Below are 26,721 nucleotides of genomic sequence, written 5' to 3' on the forward strand. Positions count from 1 at the left end.
GTCAGCGCTGGGCGGCGGTGAGGGATTCCCGCGCCTTGGCGGCCACGTTCTCCGCAGTGAAGCCGAACTCGCGGAAGAGGAGCTTGCCGTCGGCGGAAGCACCGAAGTGCTCCAGGGAAACGATGCGGCCGGCGTCCCCGACGTACTTGTGCCAGGTGAGACCGATGCCCGCCTCGACGGCGACCCGGGCCTTCACAGACGGCGTCAGCACCGAGTCCCGGTACCCCTGGTCCTGCTGTTCGAACCACTCGACGGACGGCATGGACACCACGCGGGTGGGGATGCCGTCGGCCTGCAGCTGCTCACGCGCCTCGACGGCCACGTGCACCTCGGAACCGGTGGCGATCAGGATGACCTGCGCCTCTGCGCTCTGCCCTGCGGGCCCTTCCGCCTCGAACAGGACGTAACCGCCCTTCGCGGCGTCCTCGTTGGGCTCGTAGGCCGGCACGCCCTGACGGGTCAGCGCCAGGCCGTGCGGCTGGCCCTTGCCGAACTCCTTGGTGTAGCGCTTGAGGATCTCGCGCCAGGCGATCGCGGTCTCGTTGGCGTCGGCCGGGCGGACGATGTTCAGGCCCGGGATGGCGCGCAGCGAGGCCAGGTGCTCGACGGGCTGGTGGGTGGGGCCGTCCTCGCCCAGGCCGATGGAGTCGTGCGTCCACACGTACGTCACCGGCAGGTGCATCAGGGCCGACAGGCGCACGGCGTTGCGCATGTAGTCGGAGAAGACGAGGAAGGTGCCGCCGTAGATACGGGTGTTCCCGTGCAGGGCGATGCCGTTCATCTCGGCGCCCATGGAGTGCTCACGGATGCCGTAGTGGATCGTGCGCCCGTAGGGGTTGGCCTCCGGCAGCGGGTTGCCCTCGGGCAGGAAGGAGCTGTCCTTGTCGATGGTGGTGTTGTTCGACCCGGCCAGGTCGGCGGAGCCGCCCCACAGCTCGGGGATCACCGCGCCCAGCGCCTGCAGCACCTTGCCGGAGGCGGCACGCGTGGCGATGCCCTTGCCGGGCTCGAAGACCGGGATCTTCTCCTCCCAGCCGGTGGGCAGCTCACCCGCGCTGATGCGGTCGAACTCCGCCGCGCGCTCCGGGTTGGCGTCGCGCCACAGCTGCAGGGACTTCTCCCACTCGGCCTTCGCCTGGGCGCCGCGCTCCAGCGCCTTGCGGGTGTGGCCGATCACCTCGTCGGAGACCTCGAAGGACTGCTCCGGGTCGAAGCCGAGGACGCGCTTGGTCGCCGCGACCTCGTCCTCGCCGAGCGCCGAGCCGTGCGCGGCCTCGGTGTTCTGCGCGTTCGGGGCGGGCCACGCGATGATGGAGCGCATCGCGATGAAGGAGGGCCGGTCGGTGACCGCCTTGGCCTCCTGGACGGCGGCGTAGATCGCGGCCGGGTCCAGGTCGCCGTTGTCCTGGGCCTCCACGCGCTGCACGTGCCAGCCGTAGGCCTCGTAGCGCTTGACGGTGTCCTCGGAGACGGCCGTCTCGGTGTCGCCCTCGATCGAGATGTGGTTGTCGTCCCACAGCAGGATCAGATTGCCCAGCTTCTGGTGCCCGGCCAGCGAGGAGGCCTCGGCGGAGATGCCCTCCTGCAGACAGCCGTCACCGGCGATGCAGTAGACGAAGTGATCGAACGGCGACTCACCGGCCGGCGCGTCGGGGTCGAACAGACCGCGCTCGTAGCGGGCGGCCATCGCCATCCCCACCGCGTTGGCGACACCCTGTCCGAGCGGGCCGGTGGTGGTCTCCACGCCCTTGGTGTGCCCGTACTCCGGGTGTCCCGGGGTCTTCGAACCCCAGGTACGGAAGGCCTCCAGGTCCTCCAGCTCCAGGCCGAAACCGGCCAGGTAGAGCTGGGTGTACAGCGTCAGGGACGAGTGGCCGGCGGACAGCACGAAGCGGTCGCGCCCCACCCACTCCGGATCGGCCGGGTCGTGCCGCATCACCTTCTGGAAGAGGGTGTAGGCGGCCGGAGCCAGGCTCATCGCCGTACCGGGATGGCCGTTGCCGACCTTCTGTACGGCGTCGGCGGCCAGGACGCGGGCGGTGTCCACGGCCCGCTGGTCCAGCTCGGTCCACTCAAGGTCTGTGGTGGTCGGCTTGGTGCTCACCCTGGGTCAGGGCTCCTCTCCACATGTCGGTCGCCGGCGTTCGGGGCATGCCCCCACCCGGCCGCCGGCGTGCTTGGCGCCCACCGGCCGCTGTCGAGCCTACCCCCGTAAGGACGTGCATTTTTTCGAGTGTTTCCAGACTGCCGGGAGTCCGTCGGATCCGCCTCCCGACTGGCCGAGCGCCGCATTCGGCACATGAATACGGACGCTGACATCTGAGCGCTCAACCGAGTGGCGGGGCCTCTCTTATGGGGCCCCTGTTATGGCCTCTCTTACGGGGCCCTCTCATGGGCCCCTCTCATGGGGGCCGCCAACACGACCCCACCCCCGCGAAGGCCGGGGTATGGGCAACGTCTAAAGTGGCGTGGTACGCGCGAGCCTTTACCGGGACTTCACACGGGGAGGCTTGCTGGGATGTCTCTGTCAGGGGTGTGCGTGACGGCCGTCGAATCCCGTCCAGCGGATGGGGGCACCGCCCATGCCGTTAAGGCCATGGGGGACCTCGGTGGTGCCAGCCAGGGCCCGGTTCACCGGCCGTTCGGGGCCCGTGTCAAGGCGTTCGTGGCGCTGACCAAGCCGCGGATCATCGAGCTGCTGCTCATCACCACCGTTCCGGTGATGTTCCTGGCGCAGCAGGGCGTGCCGGACCTGAAGCTGGTCCTGCTCACCTGCATCGGCGGCTACCTGTCCGCCGGCGGCGCCAACGCGCTCAACATGTACATCGACCGGGACATCGACGCCCTGATGGACCGCACCTCGCAGCGACCGCTGGTGACCGGCATGGTCAGCCCGCCCGAGTGCCTGGCCTTCGGCATCACCCTGGCGGTCGTGTCGACACTGCTGTTCGGGTTCACCGTCAACTGGCTGTCCGCCTGGCTCTCCCTCGGTGCGCTCCTCTTCTACGTCGTCGTCTACACGATGATCCTCAAGCGGCGTACGTCGCAGAACATCGTGTGGGGCGGCATCGCAGGCTGCCTTCCGGTGCTCATCGGCTGGTCCTCGGTCACGAACTCGATGTCCTGGGCGCCGGTCATCCTCTTCCTCGTCATGTTCTTCTGGACGCCGCCGCACTACTGGCCGCTGTCCATGAAGGTCAAGGAGGACTACGCGCGCGTGGGCGTGCCGATGCTGCCGGTCGTCGCCTCCAACAAGGTCGTCGCCCGACAGATCGTCATCTACAGCTGGGTGATGGTCCTGGTCTCCCTGCTCCTCACCCCGCTCGGCTACACCGGCTGGTTCTACACGGTGGTCGCCCTCGCGGCCGGCGGTTTCTGGCTGTGGGAGGCGCACGGGCTGCAGAACCGGGCGAAGGCCGAGGTGACGGGCGCGAAGCTGAAGGAGATGCGGCTGTTCCACTGGTCGATCACCTATGTGTCGATCCTTTTCGTCGCGGTCGCTGTGGACCCGTTCCTGCGTTGACCTCCGCCGGGCGTACGTCACACGGGCCTGCTCTCGCCAGCTGATCTACTCGTGAGTAGCATCCTGGTCATGGCAGACACGCAGCAGGTTGACCCGAAGGCCGAGCGCAAGGTAGCCAGGCTCGCCCACCAGATCAGCACCTTCGCCAAGGCCCACGGCGGCGCCGAGGGCCAGGTGGCCCACATCGGCGAACGCGGCGCCCGGATCGTGCTCGTGGGCGAGGACGGCGGCTGGGGCGACCTCGTGGCCCCCAGCACCGAGATCGCCGAGCAGGCCGTCGAGAAGGCCGGCATCACGGTCCACGAGTCCTTCGACGGAGAGTTCGCGGCGAAGGTGACGACGGGGCGGTACGAGTGGAAGCGGATGGCCGGCATTCAGATCGGCGGTTGATCAGCCGGCGGCTGATCAGCGCCCCCGAGGGGCGCGGGGCCGTATCGGTATGCTGCTCCGCCGCGTGGGCGCGAGCAGCCAAAGACGACCCGCAGCCGCCGAACTACGAACAGTCCCGAGCTCATCCGCGACCTCGAACCCCGTTCACCCGTTAGGCCGGTCAAGCCAGCGCACGCGGGGAGCCTCGGATGATCGAAACGCCGTCCCTCGTGGACCAGTACTGCCATGGCGTACTGCGGACGGAACTGGGCCTCGGCACCTTCGAGGCCCAGCTGGCCCGCACCGAGGGCCCGCCCGCGCCCGGCACCACCCTCTTCGACACCCAGACGGGTTTCGCCGTACGGCGCTGGTGCCCACCCCTGCTCGGCCTGGAGCCGCACTGCCCGCCCGCCCGCTATCTGGCCCGGCGCCGGGAACTGGGCGTCCTGGAAACGGGCCGCAGGCTGCTGCGCGGCAGCGGCATCACCACCTATCTGGTCGACACCGGCCTGCCCGGCGACCTCACCGGCCCCGCCGAGATGGCCTGTGACGGAGGCGCCCAGGCCCGCGAGATCGTCCGGCTGGAGCTGCTCGCGGAGCAGGTCGCCGACACCTCCGGCACCGTCGAGTCCTTCCTCGCCAACCTCGCCGAGTCCGTGCACGGCGCCGCCGCGCACGCCGTCGCCTTCACCTCCGTGGCGGGGCTCAGACACGGCCTGGCCCTCGCGCCCGAGCCGCCGGGACCGGGGGAGGTGCGGGGCGCGGCGGGCCGCTGGCTGGCCGGGCGGCGGGTCGGCGGGCCGCTCACCGATCCCGTGCTGCTACGGCACCTGTTGTGGAACGCGGTCGCCTCGGGACTGCCCCTGCAACTGCACGCCGGGCTCGGCGAGCCGGGCTCCCGCATCGACCGCACCGACCCCGTGCTGCTCACCGACTTCGTCCGCGCCACGGCCGGCCTCGGCACCGACCTGATCCTGCTGCACGGCTATCCGTACCACCGGCACGCCGCCCATCTGGCCGGGGTCTTCCCGCACGTCTACACCGACTCCGGCGCCGCACTCGTCCGCACTGGCGCCCGCGCGGCCACGGTCCTCGCCGAGATCCTGGAGCTGGCCCCCTTCGGCAAGATCCTCTTCTCCACCGGCGCCCACGGCCTGCCCGAGCTGCACGTCGTCGGCGCCCACCTCTTCCGCGAGGCCCTGAGCCGGATCCTGGGCACCTGGGTCGCCGACGGCGCCTGGTCGCTGGAGGACGCCCAGCGGGTGGCCCGGATGGTCGCGTCGGACAACGCGCGCCGCGTTTACGGACTGGGGTGAGCTGTTCAGACTGGACGGATGCCGACCGCATCCCTGCTCGACCGGTTCCTGGACGCCCTGCTGCCACTGCGGCCGCGCGCGGTGTGGGCGCACGGCTCCCTGGCCGGCGGTGACTATCAGGAAGGGCGCAGCGACCTGGATATGATCGCCGTCCTGCCGGAGCAGGTGAGCCTGCGGACCGTACGACAGGTCATGACGCTGCACCGCCGCCTGCGGGCCGAACCGCTCGCCGCGAAGCTCCACTGCAGCTATCTCGGCCCGGCCACCATGGACGACGCGGATCGTTCGCATCTGACCTGGGCGCACGGCCGGGTGATGCGCCGTCCGGTCACCCCGGTCACCCGGCGCGAGCTGCACGACTTCGGCCGGGTGCTGTACGGCGAGGCTCCGGGCGGCCTGCTCCCGCCGGTGCCCGATCGGCAGCTCGACGCCTTCGTCGTACGGGATCAGCGGGACTTCTGGCGGCCCGCGGTCGACAAGGCGCGGCTGTGGCGGCAGGACGCGTGGGTCGACCTGGGCCTGCTGACCTTCGCCCGCGCCACCGTGACCCTGCGCGACGGACGGCTGATCTCGAAGCAGGAGGCCCTGACCGAACTTGCGGCCCTCGGCGCGCCCGCCGAGGTCGTCGAGGACGTCACCCGACGGCGGTACGAGGATCCGGCCCCGGCCGGTGACGCGTGGCTCGCCCGGCGCGCCGAGCTGACCCGCGCCTACCTCGCCCCGGCGATCGACGCGCTGGTTGCCACGTACGGATGACGAGGTGACTCACGCGCGCGTGCCCACCGCCACCTCGGCCGAGGGGCCGGGCAGGTCGAGGATGGTCTCCGGGCGTTCGCGGAGTGACAGCAGGACGCGCAGAACGCCGATCCACACCAGGCAGGAACCGAGCATGTGCAGCGCGACCAGCAGCTCGGGCAGATGGGTGAAGTACTGCACGTAACCGATCACGCCTTGACCGAGCAGGATCAGGAACAGCTCCCGCGTGCGCGCCAACGGCCCCTTCGGCGCGTCCACCGCCTTCAGCACGAACCACAGGGCGAACGTCAGCGTCACCACGATCCACGCGAGCACCGCGTGCAGCTTGGCCACGGTCTCCCAGTCGATGGGGATCCGCTTGACCTCGCTGGAGTCACCCGCGTGCGGACCGGCTCCGGTCACCACCGTGCCGGCGACGATGAGCAGCAGGGACGCGGCCACCAGGAACCACACCAGCTGCTCTACGGCCTTGCCGACCAGCGGCCGGGGCGCTCCGTCCCCCTCGCGGGTGCGCTGCCACATCACCGCGGCGACCGCGATCAGAGCCGTCGCCGACAGGAAGTGGACCGCGACGGTGTACGGGTTGAGGCCCACCAGCACCACGATGCCGCCGACGACCGCGTTGCTCATCACCAGCCAGAACTGCGCCCAGCCGAGCCGGGTCAGGCTGCGCCGGTACGGCTTCTCGGAGCGTGCGGCGATGATCGCCCAGCCGACCGCGGCGCACAGCACGTACGTCAGCATCCGGTTGCCGAACTCGATCGCGCTGTGGTAACTCAGCGCGTTCGTCGGCGTCAGCGAGCCGTCGGTGCACTCGGGCCAGGTCGGGCAGCCGAGGCCCGAGGCGGTCAGCCGGACGACACCACCGGTGACGACGATGACCACCGACATCACGAGTGCGGCGAGGGCCGCCCGCTGGACGGTCCGCGGCTGCGGGGTCCAGTGGTCGGCGATGAAGGCGAGTGGGTTGCGCAGAGCCGCTGCGGCGTCGGCGGGGGTCAGCTTGGGCACGCCCCCCATCGTAGGCCGCCGCTTGTGCACGCTTTCACGAGGGTCCACCGTGGCGGCTCACTCCCAGCGGAAGAACTTTCCCGCGGCGGCCAGCCCGACGACCGCCCACACCGCCAGGATCCCCAGGTCGCCCCAGGGCACCCCGGCCCCGTGCTGGAGCACGTCCCGCAGGCCGTCCGAGAGCGCGGAGATGGGCAGCAGGCCGAGCACGTGCTGCGCGGCCGGGCCGAACTTCTCCAGCGGAACGATGACGCCGCCGCCGACGAGCAGCAGCAGGAAGACCAGGTTGGCAGCGGCCAGCGTCGCCTCCGCCTTCAGCGTGCCCGCCATCAGCAGCCCGAGCCCGGAGAAGGCGGCCGTACCGAGGACGAGGAGGAGCAGGACGGCGGCGGGGTTGCCGTGCGGGGACCAGCCGAGCGCGAAGGCGATCACCGTCAGCAGGATCACCTGGAGAACCTCGGTGACCAGCACGGACGCCGTCTTCGCGGTCATCAGGCCCCAGCGGGGCAGCGGCGAGGAGGCGAGCCGCTTGAGCACGCCGTAACGGCGCTCGAAGCCGGTCGCGATCGCCTGCCCGGTGAACGCCGTCGACATCACGGCCAGCGCCAGGATGCCGGGGGCCAGGAAGTCCACCGCCTGGCCCTTGCCGGTGTCCACGATGTCCACGGAGCTGAAGAGCACCAGCAGCAGCGTCGGGATGACGACCGTCAGCAGCAGCTGCTCGCCGTTGCGCAGCAGCATCTTCGTCTCCAGCGCCGCCTGCGCCGCGATCATGCGGGGCAGGGGCGCCGCACCCGGCTTCGGGGCGTAGGTACCGGTTGCAGTCGTCACGAGCGCAGCTCCTTGCCCGTCAGCTCCAGAAAAACGTCCTCCAGCGTGTGCCGCTCCACCGAGATGCGGTCCGGCATCACCCCGTGCTGGGCGCACCAGGAGGTCACGGTGGCCAGCAGCTGCGGGTCGACCTTGCCGACGACGCGGTAGCTGCCCGGGGTCAGCTCGGCGGCCGTGCAGTCCGCCGGGAGCGCCTTCAGCAGGGAGCCCACGTCGAGGCCGGGGCGGCCGGTGAAGCGCAGGGTGTTCTCGGCGCCGCCCTTGCACAGCTCCTCCGGGGAGCCCTGGGCGATGACCCGGCCGCCGTCGATGATCGCCACGTCGTCGGCGAGCTGCTCGGCCTCTTCCATGTAGTGCGTGGTAAGGATCACCGAGACGCCGTCGGCGCGCAGGTCCTTCACCAGGTCCCAGGTGGCCCGGCGGGCCTGTGGGTCGAGGCCGGCCGTCGGCTCGTCCAGGAAGACGAGCTCCGGGCGCCCCACGACGGCCATGGCGAGCGCGAGCCGCTGCTGCTGGCCGCCGGACAGCCGCCGGTAGCCGGTCCGCCCGCAGGAGCCGAGACCCAGCCGCTCGATCAGCGCGTCCACGTCCAGCGGATGCGCGTGCAGCTTCGCGACATGCCGCAGCATCTCGTCCGCCCGCGCGCCGGAGTACACACCGCCGGACTGGAGCATCACACCGATACGGGGCCGCAGCCCGGCGGACTGGCGCACCGGGTCGAGGCCCAGGACGCGCACCGTGCCGGAATCCGGCTTCCGGTACCCCTCGCAGGTCTCGACCGTGGTCGTCTTCCCCGCCCCGTTGGGACCGAGGACGGCGGTCACGCCCGCTTCGGCCACCAGGTCGAGGCCGTCCACCGCGGTCTTCGTGCCGTACCGCTTCACCAGGGCCTGGACCTGGACCACGGGCTCACTTCGCATGGCTCCAGAGTCTAGGGAGGCGCCGGGCCGGTCAGGCGCGGGGGTGCGAGATGTCCTCCTCACGGGGCCGGTGCAGCGGCAGCCAGCGCTCGGCGTAGGCCACGGCGTCGGCCACCGGGAAGAGCCGTACGTCCGCCGCGCCCACCGTGCCGCGCACGACCGGCCGGTCCCGCTCGAAGTCGTGCCCCAGCTCGTCGAACCGGTCCTCGGTGATCGACACCTCGACCACCGTCTCCCAGCCGCCGCCGGGCGCGGGCCGGCCGAGCTCGACGAGCGGCGCGGGTATCCGGTACTCGGCCAGGTGGAAGGCGGTGCAGGAGTCGTATCCCGCGCCCAGCAGCAGCACCCGGGCGCCCAGCTTCTCCAGCCGGGCCAGCGGGCTGCGCCCGCCCAGCCGGCAGTCGGGCGCGTGGCCGTCGGTGATCTCGCGCGCGTGCGGGCCGAGCGCCGCGAACGAGGTCTGCGGGTGTGCGCTGCGCAGGGCGCCGGGCCAGGTCCGTACGGTCTCCGGGAGCACGCCGACGCCGCGGGTCGGGGTGATCAGCGGGTCGTAGGCGGGCATCGTGGCGCGGATCCGGTCCCACCACTCCTCGGGCACGGGCGGGTTTCCCCACCCGGCCGGGTCGGACAGGTCGGCCGACTGGGTCGGGACGACCAGCGTGCCCTGCGGGCCCAGGGCGTCGAGAAGACCCTGGACGACCGCGACCGCGCCTCCGTTGACCCAGCCGAGGGAGCTGAGGGAGGTGTGGACGAGGAGGATCTCGCCGGACCCGACACCGAGCAGACGCAGCTGTGCGGCGATGCTGTCGCGGGTGACAAGAGGGCCGGTCAGAGGGGGTATGGGCATGGTTCGCGAGTCTGGCCCACGGTCCCCTGCGCCGCCACCGGTTTACCTGCTGAGGCCTCGCCGGACGATCGACCGGAAGATCGTTTCCGCAGGTCAGATTAGGTATGCCTAAGTGACGCAGGGCACCGCTCGATGATCCGGACCGCGCTTGTCAGGCTCCGAGGAATTACGCAACAATGGCGTTGTGAAAAACGTCGGCGAGGCTCGGGAGACCCCCCTGGGGGCCCCGCAGGAGGAACTCGCGACCGGTGAGCGCTCCACGCGCAACCGTGTCGCGCGGTCCATCCTGGACCACGGCCCGTCGACCGTCGCGGAGCTCGCCGGCCGGCTGGGACTGACCCAGGCGGCCGTCCGGCGTCACCTGGACGCACTCGTCGCCGAGAACGTGGTGGAGGCCCGCGAACAGCGCGTGTACGGCACGCGCACGCGTGGCCGCCCCGCCAAGGTCTTCGCGCTGACCGACTGCGGCCGTGACGCCTTCGACCAGTCGTACGACAAGCTTGCCGCGGACGCGCTCCGCTGGATCGCCGAGCAGGGGGGTGGCCACGAGGCGGTCGCCGCTTTCGCCCGCGCCCGGATCGCCGCCCAGGCGAGCGCGTACCGCAAGGCGATCGAGGCCGTGACGCCCGACCGGCGCGCCGAAGCACTGGCCAAGGCCTTGAGCGTGGACGGGTACGCTGCTACGGCGCGCAGCGCACCGGTCGGCGAGCAGCTGTGCCAGCACCACTGCCCGGTCGCCCATGTCGCGGAGCAGTTCCCGCAGCTGTGCGAGGCGGAGACGGAGATCTTCGCCGAGCTGCTGGGTACCCATGTCCAGCGACTGGCGACCATCGCGCACGGCGACGGCGTCTGCACGACGTTCATCCCCAAGACATCCACTGACGCACCTGCAAGCACGGCCGGGAGGAACCCCGCATGACTCTCCCCACGGAGACTGCCCACCCCGAACTCGAGGGCCTGGGCACGTACGAATACGGCTGGGCCGACTCCGACGTGGCCGGTGCCTCCGCCAGGCGTGGCCTGAACGAGGAGGTCGTCCGCGACATCTCCGGCAAGAAGTCGGAGCCGGAGTGGATGACCAAGCTGCGCCTGAAGGGCCTGAAGCTCTTCGAGAAGAAGCCGATGCCGAACTGGGGCTCCGACCTCTCGGGCATCGACTTCGACAACATCAAGTACTTCGTGCGCTCCACGGAGAAGCAGGCGGAGTCCTGGGAGGACCTGCCCGAGGACATCAAGAACACCTACGACAAGCTGGGCATCCCGGAGGCCGAGAAGCAGCGCCTGGTCGCCGGCGTCGCCGCCCAGTACGAGTCGGAGGTCGTCTACCACCAGATCCGCGAGGACCTGGAGGAGCAGGGCGTCATCTTCCTGGACACCGACACCGCCCTGAAGGAGCACCCGGAGCTCTTCAAGGAGTACTTCGGGACGGTCATCCCCGCCGGTGACAACAAGTTCGCGGCCCTGAACACCGCCGTGTGGTCCGGCGGGTCGTTCATCTACGTCCCGAAGGGCGTCCACGTCGAGATCCCGCTCCAGGCCTACTTCCGTATCAACACGGAGAACATGGGCCAGTTCGAGCGGACCCTGATCATCGTCGACGAGGGTGCCTATGTGCACTACGTCGAGGGTTGTACGGCCCCGATCTACAAGTCGGACTCGCTGCACTCCGCGGTGGTCGAGATCATCGTCAAGAAGAACGCCCGCTGCCGCTACACGACCATCCAGAACTGGTCGAACAACGTCTACAACCTGGTCACCAAGCGCGCCGTGGCCTACGAGGGCGCGACCATGGAGTGGATCGACGGCAACATCGGCTCCAAGGTGACGATGAAGTACCCGGCCGTCTACCTGATGGGCGAGCACGCCAAGGGCGAGACCCTCTCCATCGCCTTCGCGGGCGAGGGCCAGCACCAGGACGCCGGTTCCAAGATGGTCCACATGGCGCCGAACACCTCGTCCAACATCGTCTCCAAGTCGGTGGCGCGCGGCGGCGGCCGTACCTCGTACCGCGGCCTGGTCGAGATCGGCGAGGGTGCGCACGGATCCAAGTCCAACGTGCTGTGTGACGCGCTGCTGGTCGACACCATCTCCCGCTCCGACACGTACCCCTACGTCGACGTCCGCGAGGACGACGTGTCCATGGGCCACGAGGCGACCGTCTCCAAGGTCTCCGAGGACCAGCTGTTCTACCTGATGAGCCGCGGTCTGACCGAGTTCGAGGCGATGGCGATGATCGTGCGCGGCTTCGTCGAGCCGATCGCCAAGGAACTGCCCATGGAGTACGCGCTCGAACTCAACCGGCTGATCGAGCTGCAGATGGAAGGCGCGGTCGGCTAACCGCCAACCGCCGTCACCATCAAGCCATCCACGTAAGAAAGCGAGCAGACCGACAGCCATGGCTGAGGCTCAGAACATCCCCGTGGGCTCGACCACCGCGGGCCAGATCGCGGTGGCCGCCGAGTCGACCGTCGCCACGCGCATGAGCGCGCCCCCGTCCTTCGACGTGACGGACTTCCCGGTCCCGCACGGCCGCGAGGAGGAGTGGCGGTTCACCCCGCTGGAGCGCCTGCGCGGGCTGCACGACGGCACCGCGGTCGCGACCGGCGACGGCGTGAAGGTGGACGTCCAGGCCCCCGAGGGCGTGACCGTCGAGACCGTCGGCCGCGACGACGCCCGCATCGGCAGGGCCGGCACCCCGGTGGACCGCGTCGCCGCCCAGGCGTACTCCGCCTTCGAGCAGGCCGGCGTGGTCACCGTGCCCAAGGAGACGGTGCTCACCGAGCCGATCCGTATCGCCGTGCACGGCGAGGGCGGGGTCGCCTACGGCCACCAGGTGATCGAGCTGGGCGCCTTCGCCGAGGCCGTCGTCGTCATCGACCACACCGGTGACGCGGTGCTCGCCGCCAACGTCGACTACGTCCTGGGCGACGGCGCCAAGCTGACGGTCGTCTCCGTCCAGGACTGGGACGACAAGGCCGTGCACGTGGGCCAGCACAACGCCTTGATCGGCCGGGACGCCACCTTCAAGTCGTTCGTGGTCACCTTCGGCGGCGACCTCGTACGCCTGCACCCGCGCGTCGCCTACGCCGGCACCGGTGGCGAGGCCGAACTGTTCGGCCTGTACTTCACCGACGCCGGGCAGCACCAGGAGCACCGCCTGCTGGTCACCCACAACACCCCGCACTGCAAGTCGAACGTCGTCTACAAGGGCGCGCTCCAGGGCGACGAAGCGCACGCGGTCTGGATCGGTGACGTGCTCATCGAGGCCAAGGCCGAGGGCACGGACACCTACGAGATGAACCGCAACCTGGTCCTCACGGACGGCGCGCGCGTCGACTCGGTGCCGAACCTGGAGATCGAGACCGGCGAGATCGTCGGCGCCGGCCACGCCTCCGCCACCGGCCGCTTCGACGACGAGCAGCTCTTCTACCTGATGGCCCGCGGCATTCCGGAGCACGAGGCCCGCCGCCTGGTGGTCCGCGGTTTCTTCGCCGGTCTCGTCCAGCAGATCGGTGTCGCGGACATCGAGGAGCGCCTGCTCGCCAAGATCGAGCAGGAGCTGGAGGCTTCGGTCGCATGACCTTCGTACGCGCCTGCGGGCTGAGCGAGCTGGAGGAGGACACCCCGAAGCGGGTGGAACTCGACGGCACCCCGGTCTCGGTCGTCCGCACCGAGGGGGAGGTGTTCGCCATCTACGACATCTGCTCCCACGCGAACGTCTCGCTGTCCGAGGGCGAGGTGGAGGACTGCCAGATCGAGTGCTGGCTGCACGGCTCCTCCTTCGACCTCCGCACCGGCAAGCCGTCCGGCCTCCCGGCCACGCGCCCCGTCCCCGTATACCCCGTAAAGATCGAAGGGGACGACGTTCTCGTCTCCGTCACCCAGGAGTCCTGAGGCACCCATGGCAACGCTTGAAATCCGAGACCTGCACGTCACCGTCGAGGCCGACAACGCCACGAAGGAGATCCTCAAGGGCGTCGACCTCACCGTGAAGCAGGGCGAGACGCACGCCATCATGGGCCCCAACGGCTCGGGCAAGTCGACCCTCGCCTACTCCCTCGCGGGTCACCCGAAGTACACGATCACCGAGGGCACCGTGCTGCTCGACGGCGAGGACGTCCTGGAGATGTCCGTCGACGAGCGCGCCCGCGCGGGCCTGTTCCTGGCGATGCAGTACCCGGTCGAGGTCCCCGGCGTCTCGGTCTCCAACTTCCTGCGCACCTCCGCCACCGCCATCCGCGGCGAGGCCCCCAAGCTGCGCACCTGGGTGAAGGAGGTCAAGGAGGCCATGGAGCGCCTCAACATGGACCCGTCCTTCGCCGAGCGCAACGTCAACGAGGGCTTCTCCGGCGGTGAGAAGAAGCGCCACGAGATCCTCCAGCTGGAGCTGCTCAAGCCGAAGGTCGCGATCCTGGACGAGACGGACTCCGGTCTCGACGTGGACGCGCTCCGGATCGTCTCCGAGGGCGTCAACCGCGTCCGCGAGACCGGCGAGGTCGGCACCCTGCTGATCACGCACTACACGCGCATCCTGCGCTACATCAAGCCCGACTTCGTCCACGTCTTCTCCGCCGGCCGGATCGTCGAGTCCGGCGGCGCCGAGCTCGCCGACAAGCTGGAGGACGAGGGCTACGAGGCATACACGAAGGGTGGCGCATCCGCGTGACACAGCTGCCGGGCCTCCTCGACACCGAGGCGATCCGCAAGGACTTCCCCATCCTGGACCGCCTGGTCCATGACGACCGGAAGCTCGTGTACCTGGACAACGCGGCGACCTCGCAGAAGCCGCGCCAGGTGCTGGACGCCCTGAGTGAGTACTACGAGCGCTACAACGCCAACGTCCACCGCGGTGTGCATGTGCTCGCCGAGGAGGCCACGGCGCTGTACGAGGGCGCGCGCGACAAGGTCGCCGCGTTCGTCAACGCGCCCAGCCGTGACGAGGTGATCTTCACCAAGAACGCCTCCGAGTCGCTGAACCTCGTCGCGAACATGCTGGGCTGGGCCGACGAGCCCTACCGGGTGGACCACGAGACCGAGATCGTCATCACGGAGATGGAGCACCACTCCAACATCGTGCCGTGGCAGCTGCTGGCGCAGCGCACGGGCGCGAAGCTGAAGTGGTTCGGCCTCACCGACGACGGCCGGCTCGACCTGTCCACCATCAACGAGGTCATCACGGAGAAGACGAAGATCGTTTCCTTCGTGCTGGTGTCGAACATCCTCGGCACGGTCAACCCGGTCGAGGCGATAGTGCGCCGCGCGCAGGAAGTCGGCGCGCTGGTCTGCATCGACGCCTCCCAGGCCGCCCCGCACATGCCGCTGGACGTGCAGGCCCTGCAGGCCGACTTCGTGGCCTTCACCGGCCACAAGATGTGCGGCCCGACCGGCATCGGCGTCCTCTGGGGCCGCCAGGAGCTCCTGGAGGACCTGCCGCCCTTCCTGGGCGGTGGCGAGATGATCGAGACGGTGTCCATGCACTCCTCGACCTACGCCCCCGCGCCGCACAAGTTCGAGGCGGGCACGCCCCCGATCGCCCAGGCGGTCGGCCTCGGCGCCGCGATCGACTACCTCCAGTCGATCGGCATGGACAAGATCCTCGCCCACGAGCACGCGCTGACGGAGTACGCGGTCCAGCGCCTGGCCGAGGTCCCGGACCTGCGGATCATCGGCCCGACCACGGCCGAGGACCGGGGCGCCGCGATCTCCTTCACGCTCGGTGACATCCACCCGCACGACGTGGGCCAGGTCCTCGACGAGCAGGGCATCGCGGTGCGCGTCGGCCACCACTGCGCGCGGCCCGTCTGCCTGCGCTACGGAATTCCTGCGACCACGCGAGCGTCGTTCTATCTGTACTCCACGCCGGCCGAGATCGACGCACTGGTCGACGGCTTGGAGCACGTACGGAACTTCTTCGGCTGAGAGGCGTGAGCTGAGACCGTGAAGCTGGATTCGATGTACCAGGAAGTCATCCTGGACCACTACAAGAACCCGCACGGGCGTGGTCTGCGGGATGGCGACGCCGAGGTGCACCATGTGAACCCGACGTGCGGCGACGAGATCACCCTCCGCGTGAAGTACGACGGCACGAGGATCGCGGACGTCTCGTACGAGGGCCAGGGCTGCTCCATCAGCCAGGCCTCGGCCTCCGTGCTGAACGAGCTGCTGGTCGGCAAGGACCTGGCCGAGGCGCAGAAGATCCAGGAGACCTTCCTGGAGCTGATGCAGTCCAAGGGCCGGATCGAGCCGGACGACGCGATGGAGGACATCCTGGAGGACGCGGTCGCGTTCGCCGGTGTCTCCAAGTACCCCGCGCGGGTCAAGTGCGCCCTCCTGAGCTGGATGGCGTGGAAGGACGCGACGGCCCAGGCGCTGGGTGGCGCCGACGCCGAAAGGAAGACGGCATGACCGACACCGCTGAGATGAAGCCGGCTTCGGAGGAAGAACTCCGCGAGGCGCTGTACGACGTCGTCGACCCCGAGCTGGGCATCGACGTCGTCAACCTGGGCCTGATCTACGGCATCCACATCGACGACGCGAACATCGCGACGATCGACATGACCCTGACCTCCGCGGCCTGCCCGCTGACGGACGTCATCGAGGACCAGGCCAAGTCCGCCACGGACGGCCTCGTCAACGAGCTGCGCATCAACTGGGTCTGGATGCCCCCGTGGGGCCCCGACAAGATCACGGACGACGGCCGCGAGCAGCTTCGGGCGCTCGGCTTCAACGTCTGAGACCTTCACCGTCCGAGACGGCGCCCGCGAAAGGGGCCACGGCAGCACACCGTGGCCCCTTTCCCTGTGCTCAGGGCAGCCATGTGTACGGCCGTACACGACGGTGTGTACGCTCGTACACATGGGATACCTGACGCTCGCCGGCGCCATAGCCGCCGAGGTCGCCGCGACGACGGCGATGAAGTACAGCGAGGGGTTCAGCCGGCTCTGGCCCTCGCTCGTGACGGCTCTGGGCTACCTCGTCTCCTTCGCGCTGCTCGCCCAGACGCTGAAGACCGTGCAGATCGGCACGGCGTATGCGATCTGGTCCGGAGTGGGCACCGCGGCCATCGCCGTCCTCGGTCTGCTGCTGTTCGGGGAGGGACTGGGCGTCGCCAAGGTGGGCGGGATCCTGCTGATCATCGGGGGAGTGGTCGTGCTGAACCTGGGCGGGACGAGCCACTGATGCCCCGCCGCTACGACCCCGACCGGCGCCGGCGCCTCATCGACGCGGCGATCCGCGTGGTCGGCAGGGACGGCATCGCCGGCCTGAGCCACCGCTCGGTCGCCGCCGAGGCGGACGTCCCGCTCGGCTCCACGACGTACCACTTCACCACCCTGGAAGAGCTGATGGTGGCCGCACTGCGGCAGACGAACGAGAAGTTCGCCAGGGTGCTCGCCGAGCGGCTGCCGGAGCAGGACGACGGCGGTGACCTCGCCGGGGAACTCGCCGGCGCGCTGGGCGAGTGGCTGGGCGGCGACCGTACCGGCGTGGAACTGGAGTACGAGCTGTATCTCGCCGCGCTCCGGCGCCCCGCGCTGCGCCCCGTCGCCGCCGAGTGGACCGAGGACGCGGCGGCGCTGCTGGCCCGGCGCACGGACCCGGTCAGCGCCCGCGCCCTGCTCGCGCTGATGGACGGGATCTGCCTCCAGACGCTGCTGACCGGCGGTTCGTACGACGCGGAGTACGCCCGCGCCGCGCTGGCTCGGCTGATCCCCTGAAGGCGCGCCCGCCACGTGAGACGCGGTTCGCCCTCACGACCCCGCTCACGTTAGGTTTTCCCCATGACCGAGTCTGCTTCCCGCACCACCGGCGCCGTCGCCGCCGGCCTTGCCACCCTCGCCTCCGACGGCACCGTTCTCGACACCTGGTTCCCGGCCCCCGAGCTGGTCGAGGAGCCGGGCCCGGCCGGCACCGAGCGGCTGACCGCCGAGCAGGCGGCGCAGCTGCTGGGCGGCGGCGCCACCGCGGCGACCGGCCCGGACACCCGCCGGGGCGTCGAGGTGGTCGCGGTCCGTACGGTCATCGCCTCGCTGGACGAGAAGCCGATCGACGCCCACGACGTCTATCTGCGCCTGCACCTGCTCTCGCACCGCCTGGTCAAGCCGCACGGCCAGAGCCTGGACGGCATCTTCGGCCACCTCGCAAACGTCGCCTGGACCTCGCTCGGCCCGGTCGCCGTGGACGACATCGAGAAGGTGCGGCTGAACGCCCGCGCCGAGGGCCAGCACCTCCAGGTCACCTCGATCGACAAGTTCCCGCGCATGACGGACTACGTCGTCCCCAGGGGTGTGCGCATCGCCGACGCCGACCGGGTCCGCCTCGGCGCCCACCTCGCCGAGGGCACCACGGTGATGCACGAGGGCTTCGTCAACTTCAACGCCGGCACGCTCGGCACCTCGATGGTCGAGGGGCGGATCTCCGCGGGCGTCGTGGTCGGCAACGGCTCCGACATCGGCGGCGGCGCCTCCACCATGGGCACCCTGTCCGGCGGCGGCAACGTGATCATCTCCATCGGCGAGCGCTGCCTGATCGGCGCCGAGGCGGGCGTCGGCATCGCGCTCGGCGACGAGTGCGTGGTGGAGGCCGGCCTCTACATCACCGCGGGCACCCGGGTCACCATGCCCGACGGTCAGATCGTCAAGGCCCGTGAGCTCAACGGCGCCTCCAACATCCTCTTCCGCCGCAACTCGGTCAGCGGCAAGGTCGAGGCCCGCCCGAACAACGCGGTCTGGGGCGGCCTGAACGACATCCTGCACAGCCACAACTGATCAACGACGGCCGCAACCTGCGGCCGCCTGATCGATCAACGTCCTGACCTGCTGCCGAGCTGTCGGCAGTTGTCGGCGCTGGTCACGTTGAGCGCCCTTCCACGGCCCGAGGACGGCCCGGGAGGGCGTTCCTGTTGGTAAGCATGAAGGTGGGCGAGAGGAGGCGGCACGGCCTCCTCTCGCGGTGCGTGAACTACGAACGCCGCTTCAGAAGCGTCTTCCAGCAGACGACCCCCGCAGAGATCACCTCCAGGCAGGCGATGCCGATCGTTGCAGCGACCGGGATTCCCTGAACGGTACCCACCCACATAGTGAGCACGGGACCCGCGGTGCCGTATGTCATCGCGGAGCCGAGGGTGAGGACCTCGAGCATCTCGGGGGCCTTCGATCCCGGCAACCGCACGCTGGCCGTCACGCTGCCAACCGGCCGGAGCTGGATCTTGATCTCTGCGGCAGCAGTCGGCTCATCGAGGTCGTTGTTCGCCTCGTACACGTAGGTCTCCTATGGACCCAGGTGCGGCTCACGGTGTGAGCCGGACGATCACCTAGGTAGTGGTCTAAGCCGCATGGCGGTCACCCCCTCTCCTTGGGTTGGGCACGGCAGCGGTGCTGACTCGTCACTGTCAGCGCCGCCGATGCAGCCGACAGTACACGATGGACGCAGCAATTCGACAGCGATATGCTGCATAGGGCCTGCTGTACGGTAGGGGATCTTGGTGGGGGAATGAGTATCGCGACACGTTGAAACTTTCGAGGAGTGAAGCCTTGCCGGAGAAGACAGAAGCTCAACGGCCTGCTGTGAGTGAACGCATCACCGTTGCCTTGATTGCTAAGGCTGCGGAGGGCTTGCAACGCTTGCAGCGGAGGACGGGCCTCTCAAAGACCGACGTCGTGAACCGATCTATCAGTGTCTACGACTTCATCGATCAGCAACTAGAAGACGGCAATGAGCTGCTGATCCGCAGGAAGGGTACTGATGAGGTGCAGCTCGTTCACATCCTGTAACCGGCGCTGCGCGCCTCCAGGATCTTCGAGGCTCGCGCCAAGGGGTGGATGGCGGCCCTCACCATCGACCCGGTGACTCGCGAGAGTGTCGAGATCCGACTGCGGGTCCGTGCGCTCCTGTACCTCCGTGAGCGGCCGATGGCCTTCTTCCGCCCCTCTCACCTGCGCGCATGGATGCGGGAGCTGCCGTGGTCCGTCGCGCGCGTCATGGCTGCATACGACGCATTGCCGGATGCGTACCAGAGGTGGTGTCCTTGGGGGCCGGGTGCGGCCCTCGGCAAGACGAGATCTTCGGCCTGGCTTGGAGACGTACACTTCCTCGGCGGCACCATCTACGTCCGTCCGGCAGGTCGAGCCCCTCGGACGCGAGAACGGCATGCGCGCTCTTCGCCACTTCTACCCGTCCGTGCTCCTGGACACGGGGGAGAGCATCAAGGCCCTGAACAAATATCTCGGCCACCACGACCCCGGCTTCACCCTCCGGACCTACACGCGCATGATTCCGGGACCCCGACAGCACCGAGGACGGCCCCTAGACGGCCCAGGGGGCAAGCCAGGCCACTGACCTGCGGCTTACTCAGAACAGCCACAACTGCGAGCGGTATCTGCGGCCGGATGTCGGGCGCCCGGCTCTCCCTGGACGGCCGACTGGCCCCCTCGGGGCCGACGGCGGAGCCGGACAGAAGGTCGTACTCCGCGATCCGTGATCCGCTGACCGGTAAGGAGGTCACCCGGGTGCGCGGTGCCGAGCTGCTCGCCTGGGCGGACGACAGGCGGCTCATCGCCTGGGCGCGGGACCCGCACGAGGAACGGGTACCAGCCGCGGCTCGTGCTGGTCACGATCGGCGGCACCGAGGTGGTCCCCGCTCAGTGGCTACCGGCAGCCGAAGGACGATGACACCGGCCGGTACTGGCGACCCGTCCGCGCCGAAAGCTGATCACCCCGCGACCAGCTCCGCCCGCAGTGCCAGCAGCCCGTCGGCCGTCTTCCGGCCGGCGGGCAGCATGGGTGCGCGCACCGGGCCGGCGGGCAGGCCGAGGCGGGTGAGGAGCGCCTTCGCGGTGACGGTCCCGGGCAGGCCCGCGGCCATCATCGCCTCGATCAACGGTGTGGCCCGCAGCTGGAGTTCCGTCGCCCGGGCGGTGTCGCCCGCGTCGAACGCGTCGAGGATCGCCGCGATGTGTCCGGGAACGGCGTTGGCGACCGTGCTCACGCAGCCCGCCGCGCCGACCGCGTACAGCGCGAGCACGTGTTCGTCGCAGCCCGCGTAGTACGCCAGGTCCGTGTGGGCCAGCACCTTCTGGGTGCCGAGGAAGTCGTACGAGCAGTCCTTGACGGCCACGATCCGCGGGTGCGCGGCGAGGCGGATCAGCGTCTCGGGCTCGATGCGGGTGCCGGTGCGGCCGGGGATGTCGTACAGCATCACGGGCAGGGCGCTCGCGTCGGCGATCTCACGGAAGTGCGCCTCCACCGCCTCCTGCGGCGGCCTGCTGTAGTACGGCGTCACCACGAGCACCCCGTCGGCGCCCGCCTCCCCGGCCGCGCGGGTCAGTTCGACGGTGTGCCGGGTGTCGGCCGTACCCACGCCCGCGACCAGGGACACCCGGTCGCCGACCGCCTCCCGGACCGCCGCGATCAGCTCCGTCTTCTCGGTGTCCGTGGTGGTGGGGGACTCGCCGGTGGTGCCGCTCAGCACCAGGCCGTCGCAGCCCTCGGCCACCAGCCACGCGGCCAGCTTCCGGGCTCCGTCCAGGTCGAGGGCGCCCGCCTCGGTGAACGGCGTGATCATCGCGCAGAGGGTGCGGCCGAAGGGGCGGGGCCGGGCGGTGGTGCGAGGGGTCGTCATGGGAGTAGTCTCGGCAGCTCGTGAATGAAGTTCTACTTAATTCTTCTACGATGTGTTCTTAAGTACTGCTTCAGAGTGGGCGGGTCCTATGTCCAACTCGGCACCTCATGGGTCACTATGGCCGGAGGGTCACCGACGTCGTCATGGGAGGCACCATGAAGCTCGGCAAGGCACTGGCCACCGGAGTCGCCGAGGAGCGGCAGCGACCGCTCGTCCGCGAAGAGGAGATCCTGGCGCCCGAGGAGACGGTCCACGTCGAACCGGCCGAGCCGGCCCGCGAAGAGGTTCCGGCCGCCCGATGAGACTGCGGCTCCCGGCGGAACGCCCCACGGAGCCGCCGACCGGATACAAGATCGCCCACCCGGTGCTGTCCCAGGACGGCACCCGGGCCGGGTTCACCGGAGTGTCGCTCGGCGGTGCGCTGCCGTACGGCGTGCTCGACGACGCCGCGTGCGTCTACGGGCGGCGGCACCGGCCGCCGGCCCGGCTGTGCGACTGCGGGTTCCACTGCGTCCATGAGCGCGGGGCCGCCGAGGCCATGCTGAGCACCGCCGAGCATCGGACGGCAGTGCTGCTGGAGGTCTCCGTGCTCGGCGCCTACATCCGCTTCGAGCGTGGCTTCCGCTATGCCCGGCAGCGGGTGCGCACGGCCATCGCGGGGCCGTGCACCTGCGGTGCCACGGCTGTCGCCCTGGCCGACGCCGGCTGGGGCAGGCCCGGCTGGCCGGCCCTCGTCCCCGTCTGCGCCGGCTGTCTGCGTGGGCGTACGTCCGTCTCGCTCGCCGGGTTCGCCCGGCTGGCCGGGGAAGGGCTGAGAGTGGTGGCGCGGGACGGCGGTACGGGACTCCCCTCCGGCGGGTTGGCGGACGGGACGGAGCTGGACCTGCCGGAACTCGCCGCCGAGGCGGCGCTGTTGCAGGCGCGCCTCGACTGGTTCCAGAGTCAACTCGCGCGCCTCGGCGAGCGCGGGGGTGGCGGAGGCGAGCGGGGCTAACGGTCTTCGGACCGGGTACCCGGACCCGGGGCCGCGCGTGCGGGTGCGTGGGCTTGGCTGCCCGCGGCGACCCGCGCGGGTGCGTCGTGGCTGGTGTCGCGCCTACGGTGGTCGGTGAACGGTGCCGCGCCCGGGTGGTGTCCGTTGCCTGGTGCGCAGGTCTTCGCCGGCCGCCGCGGGCGGACACCACCCGGCACGTCCCCTCGCCGCACTGTGCGGCACCAGGAGGCGCCATGCGCATCGCCACAGCAGGAAAGGGCACACCGATGATGCACAGGATCCCGCACCGCTCGGGCGCCAAGGGCCCCGACGAGCTGCGGCAGCAGATCGAACAGACCAGGCACCAACTCGGGCACACCGTCGCCCAGTTGGTCGGCAAGGCTGATGTCACGGGACGGGCCCGGGTACGGGCCGCCGACCTGAGGGACAAGGCCGGTGCCATGACCGTGCAGCTGCGCGCGAGCGCCGCCCACGCCGGCCACGGCGTCCAGGACCGGGCCGCCAAGGCAGGGCACGCGGTGCAGGGCAGGGCCGTGCAGGCAGGGCACGCGGTGCAGGGGCAGGCGGCCAGGGCGGGTCATGCGGTGCAGGGCCGGGCGGCCAGTGCCGGGCACGCCGTGCAGGGGCGGGCGGGGCGCGCGGGGCACGCCGTGCAGGGTGGCGCTCCGCAGCCGCTGCGTGGCGCTCTGCGCGCGGGCATGCGCCACCCCGGCCCGATCCTCGTGGTGGGCGTGCTGGGCGCGGCGGCGGTGGCAGCCGGTATCGCCTGGCGCAGGCTGCACGACCATTGACCGGCAGGACCGGCAGGACCGGCAGGACCGGCAGGACCGGCAGGACCGGCAGGACCGGCAGGACCGGCAGGACTGGCTGAACGGCGCGTTCAGCCAGTCCTGGGACCTCGGGAGGCTTACGGGCGGAACCGCAGCACCTGCGGGTCGTGGTCGCTGATCTGGTCGTTGAACTCCGAGTTGACGTGCACGCTGTCGTACTCGAAGTCGCCGCCGCGCCGGACCGCCGGGCTGATCAGGATCTGGTCCAGGACCTGTTCGTTGCCCTGGTAGTCGTAGGTGTAACGCTCACTCCTGGGCAGCGACTTGATCGCCGACCACAGCTCGCCGTCACCCTCCAGGATCTTCGCCGTGCCGGAGAACTCGAAGTCGTTCATGTCGCCGAGCGCGATGACCTTCGCGTTCTTCTGGACGTCGAGGATGCTCTTGACGAACGCGTTCACCTCGGTCGCCTGGGCGTGGCGCTGGATCTCCGAGCTGCGCACCGGCGGCTGGTACTGCGAGCTCAGCCCCTGGTCGCCGCCCTTGGAGTTGAGGTGGTTGGCGATCACGAACACGGTCCTGCCGTGGAAGACGAACTCGCCGGCCAGCGGCTTGCGGCTGTTGGTCCAGGCCGCGTTCGTCGGGTCGATCCGGCCGGGGGAGGCCGTCAGCTGCGCCTTGCCGTTCACCTTGGTGACGCCGACCGCCGTGGTGGAGTCGCCGCCCGGACGGTCCACGAAGGACACCCGCTCCGGGTTGAAGAGGAACACCTGGCGGATGTTGCCGCCCGGCTCGCCGCCGTCCTGGTCGTTGACCGGGTTGATCGAGCGCCAGTCGTACTTCGGGCCGCCCGCCGCGACGATCGCGTCGATCAGCTTGTCCACGGTCTCGCTCGCGTCGACCGTACCGTCGTCCTTGGCGCCGTTGTCGTCCTGGATCTCCTCCAGGGACACGATGTCCGGCGACTGCAGGTTGTTCACGATCGCGGCGGCGTGCTTGTCGAAGGTGGCGTCCGACGGGTCGAGGTTCTCGACGTTGTACGTCGCCACCGCCAGCTCGCCGCGCGCCTGCTTCCGCGTGGTCTCGCGCTCCAGGCCGCCGCTCCGCAGCGTGCCGAGCTTGTTCGCGACCAGGGTGTAGCCGCCGAACTGGTTGAAGTCCAGCGGGCCGGTCGTCGTGCCGGAGAGGGTGTCGCCGACGTTCGCCTTCGGGAAGTCGGCGGCCGGACCCAGCGACTGGACCTGCAGTCGGCCGGTGTTCTGGGAGTCGTAGGAGCCGTAGATCGTGCCGCCCCGGTGGGTACGGTGCTCGTGCGGCTTCACCGTGACCCACAGCTCGCTGTACGGGTCGGTCGCGGTGACCACGCGGGCGTCGGCGACCTGGACGTTCATGCCCTCCAGGGACTCGTAGTAGTCCAGGGCGTACGCGGACGGGTCCAGGGTCAGGCCGTTGACGGAGCCGTTCGCCGCGGTGTCGCCCTCGGGGGCGTACGCGTCCGGCACCGAGTTCTCGTCGACCACGACCGGCGCCGGGACCGGGTTGCCGGTGGAGACGGTGGTGACGGCCGGCTTGGTGATCTCCGTGACGGACTGGTTGCCGGAGGAGGTGCCGCCCGGGACGTACTCGGAGACCATGCCGGTCACCGTCACCGAGTCGCCGACCGCGACCTTCGGCGCGGAGCCGGTGAAGACGAAGACACCCTCACTGGTGGCCGGGTTGTCGTCCGGGGCCGGGTCCTGGATCCAGAAACCTCTGGAGGAGCCGTAGCCGCGGGTGGCCGTGACGATGCCGGGGACGTCCGTGACCTGCCGGCCGGCGAGCGGCGATATTCGGGTGGTGCCCTGGATGTCGTGGATGCGCACCGAATCCGCGTGGGCGGGGGAGGTGAGGACGACGGCGGACGCCGCGCTGCAGACGGCGGCGACGGTGAGCGCGGCGAGGCGCGCGGAAGACCTGCTCGGCAAGGGATCCCTCCGGGGACGTACGTGAGCGCCGGGACGAGGGTGGAACGGGAGCGTGCGGGGCTCGTTGCCCTCCGTGACACGCATAGAGCCGAGTGAACAGTTGTCCCCCCAACTTCTACGCGCGTCAATCTCCAGCCTGACGCGGGGAGTTGTCAAGGTTTCGGCCATGTACCGTCGCTGACGAAGAGATGAACCGGGCGGCATGGGTGGAAATCCGTCTAGGCTGAGCGGTTGAGCCCGTTCACGGTGTTGAGGAGAACCAGCCGATGTCAGACAGCTCCCCCCTGCCGCCCGTACGGCTGCACCCCGAAGCGGAGCTGGCGCGCGCCGCGCTGTCCACGCCGTTGCTGTCCCGTGCCGCCCGTCTCGCCCGCTGGGCCGGCCCCGACACCCGTGTGGACGCCGACGGCGGACTGGCCGAGGAGCAGCTTCCGGCCGCCGCCGAACTGCTCGGACTGAGCGGTGACGACGCCGCCGCGTACGCCAGTGAGGCCTGGCGGGTCGCCGTGGACGCCGGACTGGTCGAGATCGTGGACGAGGAGGCGGGGACTGTCCGGGCCGGTGAGGAGCTGAAGCTGCTCACCGGGGGCTCCCCGGCCGATGTGCTCGCCGTGTGGCTCGCCGTGCTGGAGACCGTCATCGCCGATGCGAGCGTGCCCGATCTGGAGGGTCTGGTCGACGCCCTTGACGAGGGCGGGGAGATCGATTTCTCGTCACTCGACTGGGACCCGGAGGCCGAGGCGGACTTCCTCGACGGCGTCCTCGGCAACCTCTATCTGCTGACGGTGAGTGAGGACGGCGCCGGTGGCGGCCCCGTTCCGCTGCCCGCCCTGGCCGCCTCGATGCTCGTGCCCGACGGCATGGGCGAACCGACCAACGACGTGCTGGAGCAGGTCTCCGACGCGATGATGCGGCTGGACGACCAGTTCCGGGCGCTGGAGCCGGTCGGGCTCGTGGCGTACCAGCCGGTGGACGAGGCACTGATGGCGGACATCGACGACGCTGTCGAGGAGCCCGCCGCGCCGGTGGACGACACCGATGTCTCCCGCTACGGCATGGTCCGGCTCACCCCGCTCGGGCTGTACGGGCTGCGGGCGCGGCTGCTGGAGGCCGGGTTCCAGGCGTCGGCCGTCGGTGAACTCGCCGACAAGGGAGCGGACGCGCTGCTCGACGGGACGGCGAGTTTCGGCCAGGGCGCGGCCCAGGCCGAGACCGAGCAGTGGCTGGCACGGCGTGAACCGCTGGCCGCCGCACGGGAGTTGCTGGCCGCGGCCCGGGGCGCCGACGCGGGCGCGCCGCTGCGGAGGCTGCGCTGTCAGCAGGCGCTGTCGCTGGTGGGCGCGGAGGCGGAGCCGGCACTCCGCGAGGTGCTGGACGATCCCGAGCTCGGCGGCCTGGCCCGGGTGTGGCTGAGCGAGCGGGGGGCCGCGGGGGTCCCGGCGCCGTCCGAGGCGATGGTCTTCTGGCTGACCATCGACACGGTTGCCGCGCAGCTGGCCGCCGAGGGCAACTCCGAGGAACTCCAGGCACTGGTGGAGGGGCTGGCGGCGCAGCACAGCGGGTTCTTCTCCGCGGCCTGGCGGGTGGAGCATCCGGCCACGGCCGATGTGCTGGAGGCGATGGGGCGGCTGCATCCGGACAAGAAGGTGGCGAAGCAGGCGCGGAAGGCGGCGTTCAAGGCCCGGTCGCAACACGGCGCCTGACGACTCCTGGGGCCGGTCGTGGGCCGGTGTCACGCGGTGCATGCGGATTCTTGAACAAGGGCCGGTGACGTGGCCCGGCGTTCAACTCCCGTTCACGGTG

28 protein-coding genes and 1 pseudogene are annotated in these 26,721 nt (G+C 70.2%); 21 read left to right on the forward strand and 8 right to left on the reverse strand.

The annotated features are described in order from the left end of the window. Window position 1: 1 nt before the first annotated feature. The gene (gene tkt / locus ABZ624_RS24965; RefSeq protein WP_360092999.1) at window positions 2-2,104 is read right to left on the reverse strand and encodes a transketolase; all 2,103 of its coding nucleotides are present in this window, start codon (window positions 2,102-2,104) and stop codon (window positions 2-4) included. Window positions 2,105-2,533: 429 nt separating this feature from the next. Between tkt and ABZ624_RS24970 the strand changes: the two genes are divergently transcribed. The 4 genes from ABZ624_RS24970 to ABZ624_RS24985 all read left to right on the forward strand — a co-directional run bounded on the left by ABZ624_RS24970 (window position 2,534) and on the right by ABZ624_RS24985 (window position 5,964). Then, window positions 2,534-3,523, forward strand: coding sequence for a heme o synthase (locus ABZ624_RS24970; protein WP_360093427.1), 990 nt, complete (start codon window positions 2,534-2,536; stop codon window positions 3,521-3,523). Window positions 3,524-3,592: 69 nt separating this feature from the next. After that, a complete protein-coding gene (locus ABZ624_RS24975; protein ID WP_360093002.1) occupies window positions 3,593-3,913 on the forward strand; it encodes a hypothetical protein in 321 nt (106 codons plus the stop codon). Between the two features lie 188 nt (window positions 3,914-4,101). Next, a complete protein-coding gene (locus ABZ624_RS24980; RefSeq protein ID WP_360093005.1) occupies window positions 4,102-5,208 on the forward strand; it encodes an amidohydrolase family protein in 1,107 nt (368 codons plus the stop codon). 18 nt (window positions 5,209-5,226) lie between these two features. After that, window positions 5,227-5,964 carry a nucleotidyltransferase gene (locus ABZ624_RS24985; RefSeq protein ID WP_360093008.1) on the forward strand — a complete coding sequence of 246 codons (738 nt, stop codon included), beginning with the start codon at window positions 5,227-5,229 and terminating at the stop codon, window positions 5,962-5,964. A gap of 9 nt (window positions 5,965-5,973) precedes the next feature. Here ABZ624_RS24985 and ABZ624_RS24990 read toward each other — a convergent pair whose 3' ends face one another. The 4 genes from ABZ624_RS24990 to ABZ624_RS25005 are packed head-to-tail and all read right to left on the reverse strand — an operon-like array spanning window position 5,974 to window position 9,573. Further along, entirely contained in the window at window positions 5,974-6,984 is a 1,011-nt protein-coding gene (locus ABZ624_RS24990) for a COX15/CtaA family protein (protein WP_360093011.1), read from the reverse strand. A 48-nt stretch (window positions 6,985-7,032) separates the two neighbouring features. Beyond that, window positions 7,033-7,749: an ABC transporter permease gene (locus tag ABZ624_RS24995; protein WP_360093430.1), complete on the reverse strand. Its 717-nt coding sequence runs from the start codon at window positions 7,747-7,749 to the stop codon at window positions 7,033-7,035. A 53-nt stretch (window positions 7,750-7,802) separates the two neighbouring features. Continuing rightward, window positions 7,803-8,726 carry an ABC transporter ATP-binding protein gene (locus ABZ624_RS25000; RefSeq protein ID WP_360093014.1) on the reverse strand — a complete coding sequence of 308 codons (924 nt, stop codon included), beginning with the start codon at window positions 8,724-8,726 and terminating at the stop codon, window positions 7,803-7,805. 31 nt (window positions 8,727-8,757) lie between these two features. Continuing rightward, the gene (locus ABZ624_RS25005) at window positions 8,758-9,573 is read right to left on the reverse strand and encodes an AAC(3) family N-acetyltransferase (protein ID WP_360093017.1); all 816 of its coding nucleotides are present in this window, start codon (window positions 9,571-9,573) and stop codon (window positions 8,758-8,760) included. Window positions 9,574-9,757: 184 nt separating this feature from the next. On the opposite strand from ABZ624_RS25005, the gene ABZ624_RS25010 reads away from it, so the two are divergent. The 11 genes from ABZ624_RS25010 (at window position 9,758) to dapD (ending at window position 18,338) form a co-directional block, all read left to right on the forward strand. Next, window positions 9,758-10,492: a metalloregulator ArsR/SmtB family transcription factor gene (locus ABZ624_RS25010; protein ID WP_360093020.1), complete on the forward strand. Its 735-nt coding sequence runs from the start codon at window positions 9,758-9,760 to the stop codon at window positions 10,490-10,492. After that, window positions 10,489-11,910, forward strand: coding sequence for a Fe-S cluster assembly protein SufB (sufB, locus tag ABZ624_RS25015; RefSeq protein WP_360093023.1), 1,422 nt, complete (start codon window positions 10,489-10,491; stop codon window positions 11,908-11,910). The genes ABZ624_RS25010 and sufB overlap by 4 nt, the downstream gene beginning before the upstream one ends. A 58-nt stretch (window positions 11,911-11,968) precedes the next feature. Next, entirely contained in the window at window positions 11,969-13,153 is a 1,185-nt protein-coding gene (gene sufD / locus ABZ624_RS25020) for a Fe-S cluster assembly protein SufD (RefSeq protein WP_360093026.1), read from the forward strand. Further along, complete coding sequence (locus tag ABZ624_RS25025; RefSeq protein ID WP_031166073.1) at window positions 13,150-13,467, forward strand: non-heme iron oxygenase ferredoxin subunit; 318 nt, start codon at window positions 13,150-13,152, stop codon at window positions 13,465-13,467. Before sufD ends, ABZ624_RS25025 begins: the two co-directional genes overlap by 4 nt. A gap of 7 nt (window positions 13,468-13,474) precedes the next feature. After that, window positions 13,475-14,239, forward strand: a complete 765-nt coding sequence (gene sufC, locus ABZ624_RS25030) for a Fe-S cluster assembly ATPase SufC (protein WP_360093029.1) — start codon at window positions 13,475-13,477, stop codon at window positions 14,237-14,239. After that, window positions 14,236-15,492 (forward strand): cysteine desulfurase, encoded by a 1,257-nt coding sequence (locus ABZ624_RS25035; RefSeq protein WP_360093032.1) that lies wholly within the window; start codon window positions 14,236-14,238, stop codon window positions 15,490-15,492. The genes sufC and ABZ624_RS25035 overlap by 4 nt, the downstream gene beginning before the upstream one ends. Before the next feature lie 18 nt (window positions 15,493-15,510). Further along, entirely contained in the window at window positions 15,511-15,978 is a 468-nt protein-coding gene (gene sufU / locus ABZ624_RS25040; RefSeq protein WP_360093035.1) for a Fe-S cluster assembly sulfur transfer protein SufU, read from the forward strand. Further along, a complete protein-coding gene (locus ABZ624_RS25045; protein WP_067313221.1) occupies window positions 15,975-16,307 on the forward strand; it encodes a metal-sulfur cluster assembly factor in 333 nt (110 codons plus the stop codon). The genes sufU and ABZ624_RS25045 overlap by 4 nt, the downstream gene beginning before the upstream one ends. A gap of 121 nt (window positions 16,308-16,428) precedes the next feature. Continuing rightward, the gene (locus ABZ624_RS25050) at window positions 16,429-16,752 is read left to right on the forward strand and encodes a multidrug efflux SMR transporter (RefSeq protein WP_360093038.1); all 324 of its coding nucleotides are present in this window, start codon (window positions 16,429-16,431) and stop codon (window positions 16,750-16,752) included. Then, window positions 16,752-17,288, forward strand: coding sequence for a TetR family transcriptional regulator (locus ABZ624_RS25055; protein ID WP_360093041.1), 537 nt, complete (start codon window positions 16,752-16,754; stop codon window positions 17,286-17,288). Before ABZ624_RS25050 ends, ABZ624_RS25055 begins: the two co-directional genes overlap by 1 nt. 63 nt (window positions 17,289-17,351) lie before the next feature. Beyond that, window positions 17,352-18,338: a 2,3,4,5-tetrahydropyridine-2,6-dicarboxylate N-succinyltransferase gene (gene dapD, locus ABZ624_RS25060; protein WP_360093044.1), complete on the forward strand. Its 987-nt coding sequence runs from the start codon at window positions 17,352-17,354 to the stop codon at window positions 18,336-18,338. Between the two features lie 193 nt (window positions 18,339-18,531). Here the strand turns inward: dapD and ABZ624_RS25065 are convergent, their stop codons facing one another. Continuing rightward, window positions 18,532-18,831: a hypothetical protein gene (locus tag ABZ624_RS25065; protein WP_360093047.1), complete on the reverse strand. Its 300-nt coding sequence runs from the start codon at window positions 18,829-18,831 to the stop codon at window positions 18,532-18,534. 272 nt (window positions 18,832-19,103) lie between these two features. Here ABZ624_RS25065 and ABZ624_RS25070 point away from each other — a divergent pair, with 272 nt between their 5' ends. Together ABZ624_RS25070 and ABZ624_RS25075 are read left to right on the forward strand one after the other, a co-directional pair. Beyond that, on the forward strand, window positions 19,104-19,343 hold the full coding sequence (locus ABZ624_RS25070) for a hypothetical protein (RefSeq protein WP_360093050.1): 240 nt from the start codon (window positions 19,104-19,106) through the stop codon (window positions 19,341-19,343). Window positions 19,344-19,707: 364 nt separating this feature from the next. Continuing rightward, a pseudogene (locus ABZ624_RS25075) lies at window positions 19,708-19,908 on the forward strand (site-specific integrase); the annotation flags it as partial. Window positions 19,909-20,281: 373 nt separating this feature from the next. On the opposite strand, the gene dapA reads toward ABZ624_RS25075, so the two are convergent. After that, on the reverse strand, window positions 20,282-21,190 hold the full coding sequence (gene dapA, locus ABZ624_RS25080) for a 4-hydroxy-tetrahydrodipicolinate synthase (RefSeq protein WP_360093053.1): 909 nt from the start codon (window positions 21,188-21,190) through the stop codon (window positions 20,282-20,284). Window positions 21,191-21,333: 143 nt separating this feature from the next. Between dapA and ABZ624_RS25085 the strand changes: the two genes are divergently transcribed. The 3 genes from ABZ624_RS25085 to ABZ624_RS25095 all read left to right on the forward strand — a co-directional run bounded on the left by ABZ624_RS25085 (window position 21,334) and on the right by ABZ624_RS25095 (window position 22,975). Next, window positions 21,334-21,492 (forward strand): hypothetical protein, encoded by a 159-nt coding sequence (locus ABZ624_RS25085; RefSeq protein WP_360093439.1) that lies wholly within the window; start codon window positions 21,334-21,336, stop codon window positions 21,490-21,492. Further along, on the forward strand, window positions 21,489-22,184 hold the full coding sequence (locus ABZ624_RS25090; protein ID WP_360093056.1) for a hypothetical protein: 696 nt from the start codon (window positions 21,489-21,491) through the stop codon (window positions 22,182-22,184). Before ABZ624_RS25085 ends, ABZ624_RS25090 begins: the two co-directional genes overlap by 4 nt. A 233-nt stretch (window positions 22,185-22,417) precedes the next feature. After that, a complete protein-coding gene (locus ABZ624_RS25095) occupies window positions 22,418-22,975 on the forward strand; it encodes a DUF3618 domain-containing protein (RefSeq protein ID WP_360093059.1) in 558 nt (185 codons plus the stop codon). Between the two features lie 116 nt (window positions 22,976-23,091). Here the strand turns inward: ABZ624_RS25095 and ABZ624_RS25100 are convergent, their stop codons facing one another. Further along, a complete protein-coding gene (locus ABZ624_RS25100) occupies window positions 23,092-24,918 on the reverse strand; it encodes an endonuclease/exonuclease/phosphatase family protein (RefSeq protein WP_360093062.1) in 1,827 nt (608 codons plus the stop codon). 266 nt (window positions 24,919-25,184) lie between these two features. On the opposite strand from ABZ624_RS25100, the gene ABZ624_RS25105 reads away from it, so the two are divergent. Further along, window positions 25,185-26,621, forward strand: a complete 1,437-nt coding sequence (locus tag ABZ624_RS25105) for a hypothetical protein (protein WP_360093065.1) — start codon at window positions 25,185-25,187, stop codon at window positions 26,619-26,621. Window positions 26,622-26,721 lie beyond the last annotated feature (100 nt).

It is taken from the genome of Streptomyces sp. NPDC007205, assembly GCF_040634095.1.
Taxonomy (GTDB): domain Bacteria; phylum Actinomycetota; class Actinomycetes; order Streptomycetales; family Streptomycetaceae; genus Streptomyces.

Bases quoted from the DNA above. Each gene is read 5' to 3' on its own strand.
- ABZ624_RS24975 (WP_360093002.1), top strand. From the start codon at position 3,593: ATGGCAGACACGCAGCAGGTTGACCCGAAGGCCGAGCGCAAGGTAGCC.
- ABZ624_RS24980 (WP_360093005.1), top strand. From the start codon at position 4,102: ATGATCGAAACGCCGTCCCTCGTGGACCAGTACTGCCATGGCGTACTG.
- ABZ624_RS24985 (WP_360093008.1), top strand. From the start codon at position 5,227: ATGCCGACCGCATCCCTGCTCGACCGGTTCCTGGACGCCCTGCTGCCA.
- ABZ624_RS24990 (WP_360093011.1), bottom strand. From the start codon at position 6,984: ATGGGGGGCGTGCCCAAGCTGACCCCCGCCGACGCCGCAGCGGCTCTG.
- ABZ624_RS24995 (WP_360093430.1), bottom strand. From the start codon at position 7,749: ATGATCGCGGCGCAGGCGGCGCTGGAGACGAAGATGCTGCTGCGCAAC.
- ABZ624_RS25000 (WP_360093014.1), bottom strand. From the start codon at position 8,726: ATGCGAAGTGAGCCCGTGGTCCAGGTCCAGGCCCTGGTGAAGCGGTAC.
- ABZ624_RS25005 (WP_360093017.1), bottom strand. From the start codon at position 9,573: ATGCCCATACCCCCTCTGACCGGCCCTCTTGTCACCCGCGACAGCATC.
- sufB (WP_360093023.1), top strand. From the start codon at position 10,489: ATGACTCTCCCCACGGAGACTGCCCACCCCGAACTCGAGGGCCTGGGC.
- sufD (WP_360093026.1), top strand. From the start codon at position 11,969: ATGGCTGAGGCTCAGAACATCCCCGTGGGCTCGACCACCGCGGGCCAG.
- ABZ624_RS25025 (WP_031166073.1), top strand. From the start codon at position 13,150: ATGACCTTCGTACGCGCCTGCGGGCTGAGCGAGCTGGAGGAGGACACC.
- sufC (WP_360093029.1), top strand. From the start codon at position 13,475: ATGGCAACGCTTGAAATCCGAGACCTGCACGTCACCGTCGAGGCCGAC.
- ABZ624_RS25045 (WP_067313221.1), top strand. From the start codon at position 15,975: ATGACCGACACCGCTGAGATGAAGCCGGCTTCGGAGGAAGAACTCCGC.
- ABZ624_RS25050 (WP_360093038.1), top strand. From the start codon at position 16,429: ATGGGATACCTGACGCTCGCCGGCGCCATAGCCGCCGAGGTCGCCGCG.
- ABZ624_RS25055 (WP_360093041.1), top strand. From the start codon at position 16,752: ATGCCCCGCCGCTACGACCCCGACCGGCGCCGGCGCCTCATCGACGCG.
- dapD (WP_360093044.1), top strand. From the start codon at position 17,352: ATGACCGAGTCTGCTTCCCGCACCACCGGCGCCGTCGCCGCCGGCCTT.
- dapA (WP_360093053.1), bottom strand. From the start codon at position 21,190: ATGACGACCCCTCGCACCACCGCCCGGCCCCGCCCCTTCGGCCGCACC.
- ABZ624_RS25085 (WP_360093439.1), top strand. From the start codon at position 21,334: ATGGGAGGCACCATGAAGCTCGGCAAGGCACTGGCCACCGGAGTCGCC.
- ABZ624_RS25090 (WP_360093056.1), top strand. From the start codon at position 21,489: ATGAGACTGCGGCTCCCGGCGGAACGCCCCACGGAGCCGCCGACCGGA.
- ABZ624_RS25095 (WP_360093059.1), top strand. From the start codon at position 22,418: ATGCGCATCGCCACAGCAGGAAAGGGCACACCGATGATGCACAGGATC.
- ABZ624_RS25105 (WP_360093065.1), top strand. From the start codon at position 25,185: ATGTCAGACAGCTCCCCCCTGCCGCCCGTACGGCTGCACCCCGAAGCG.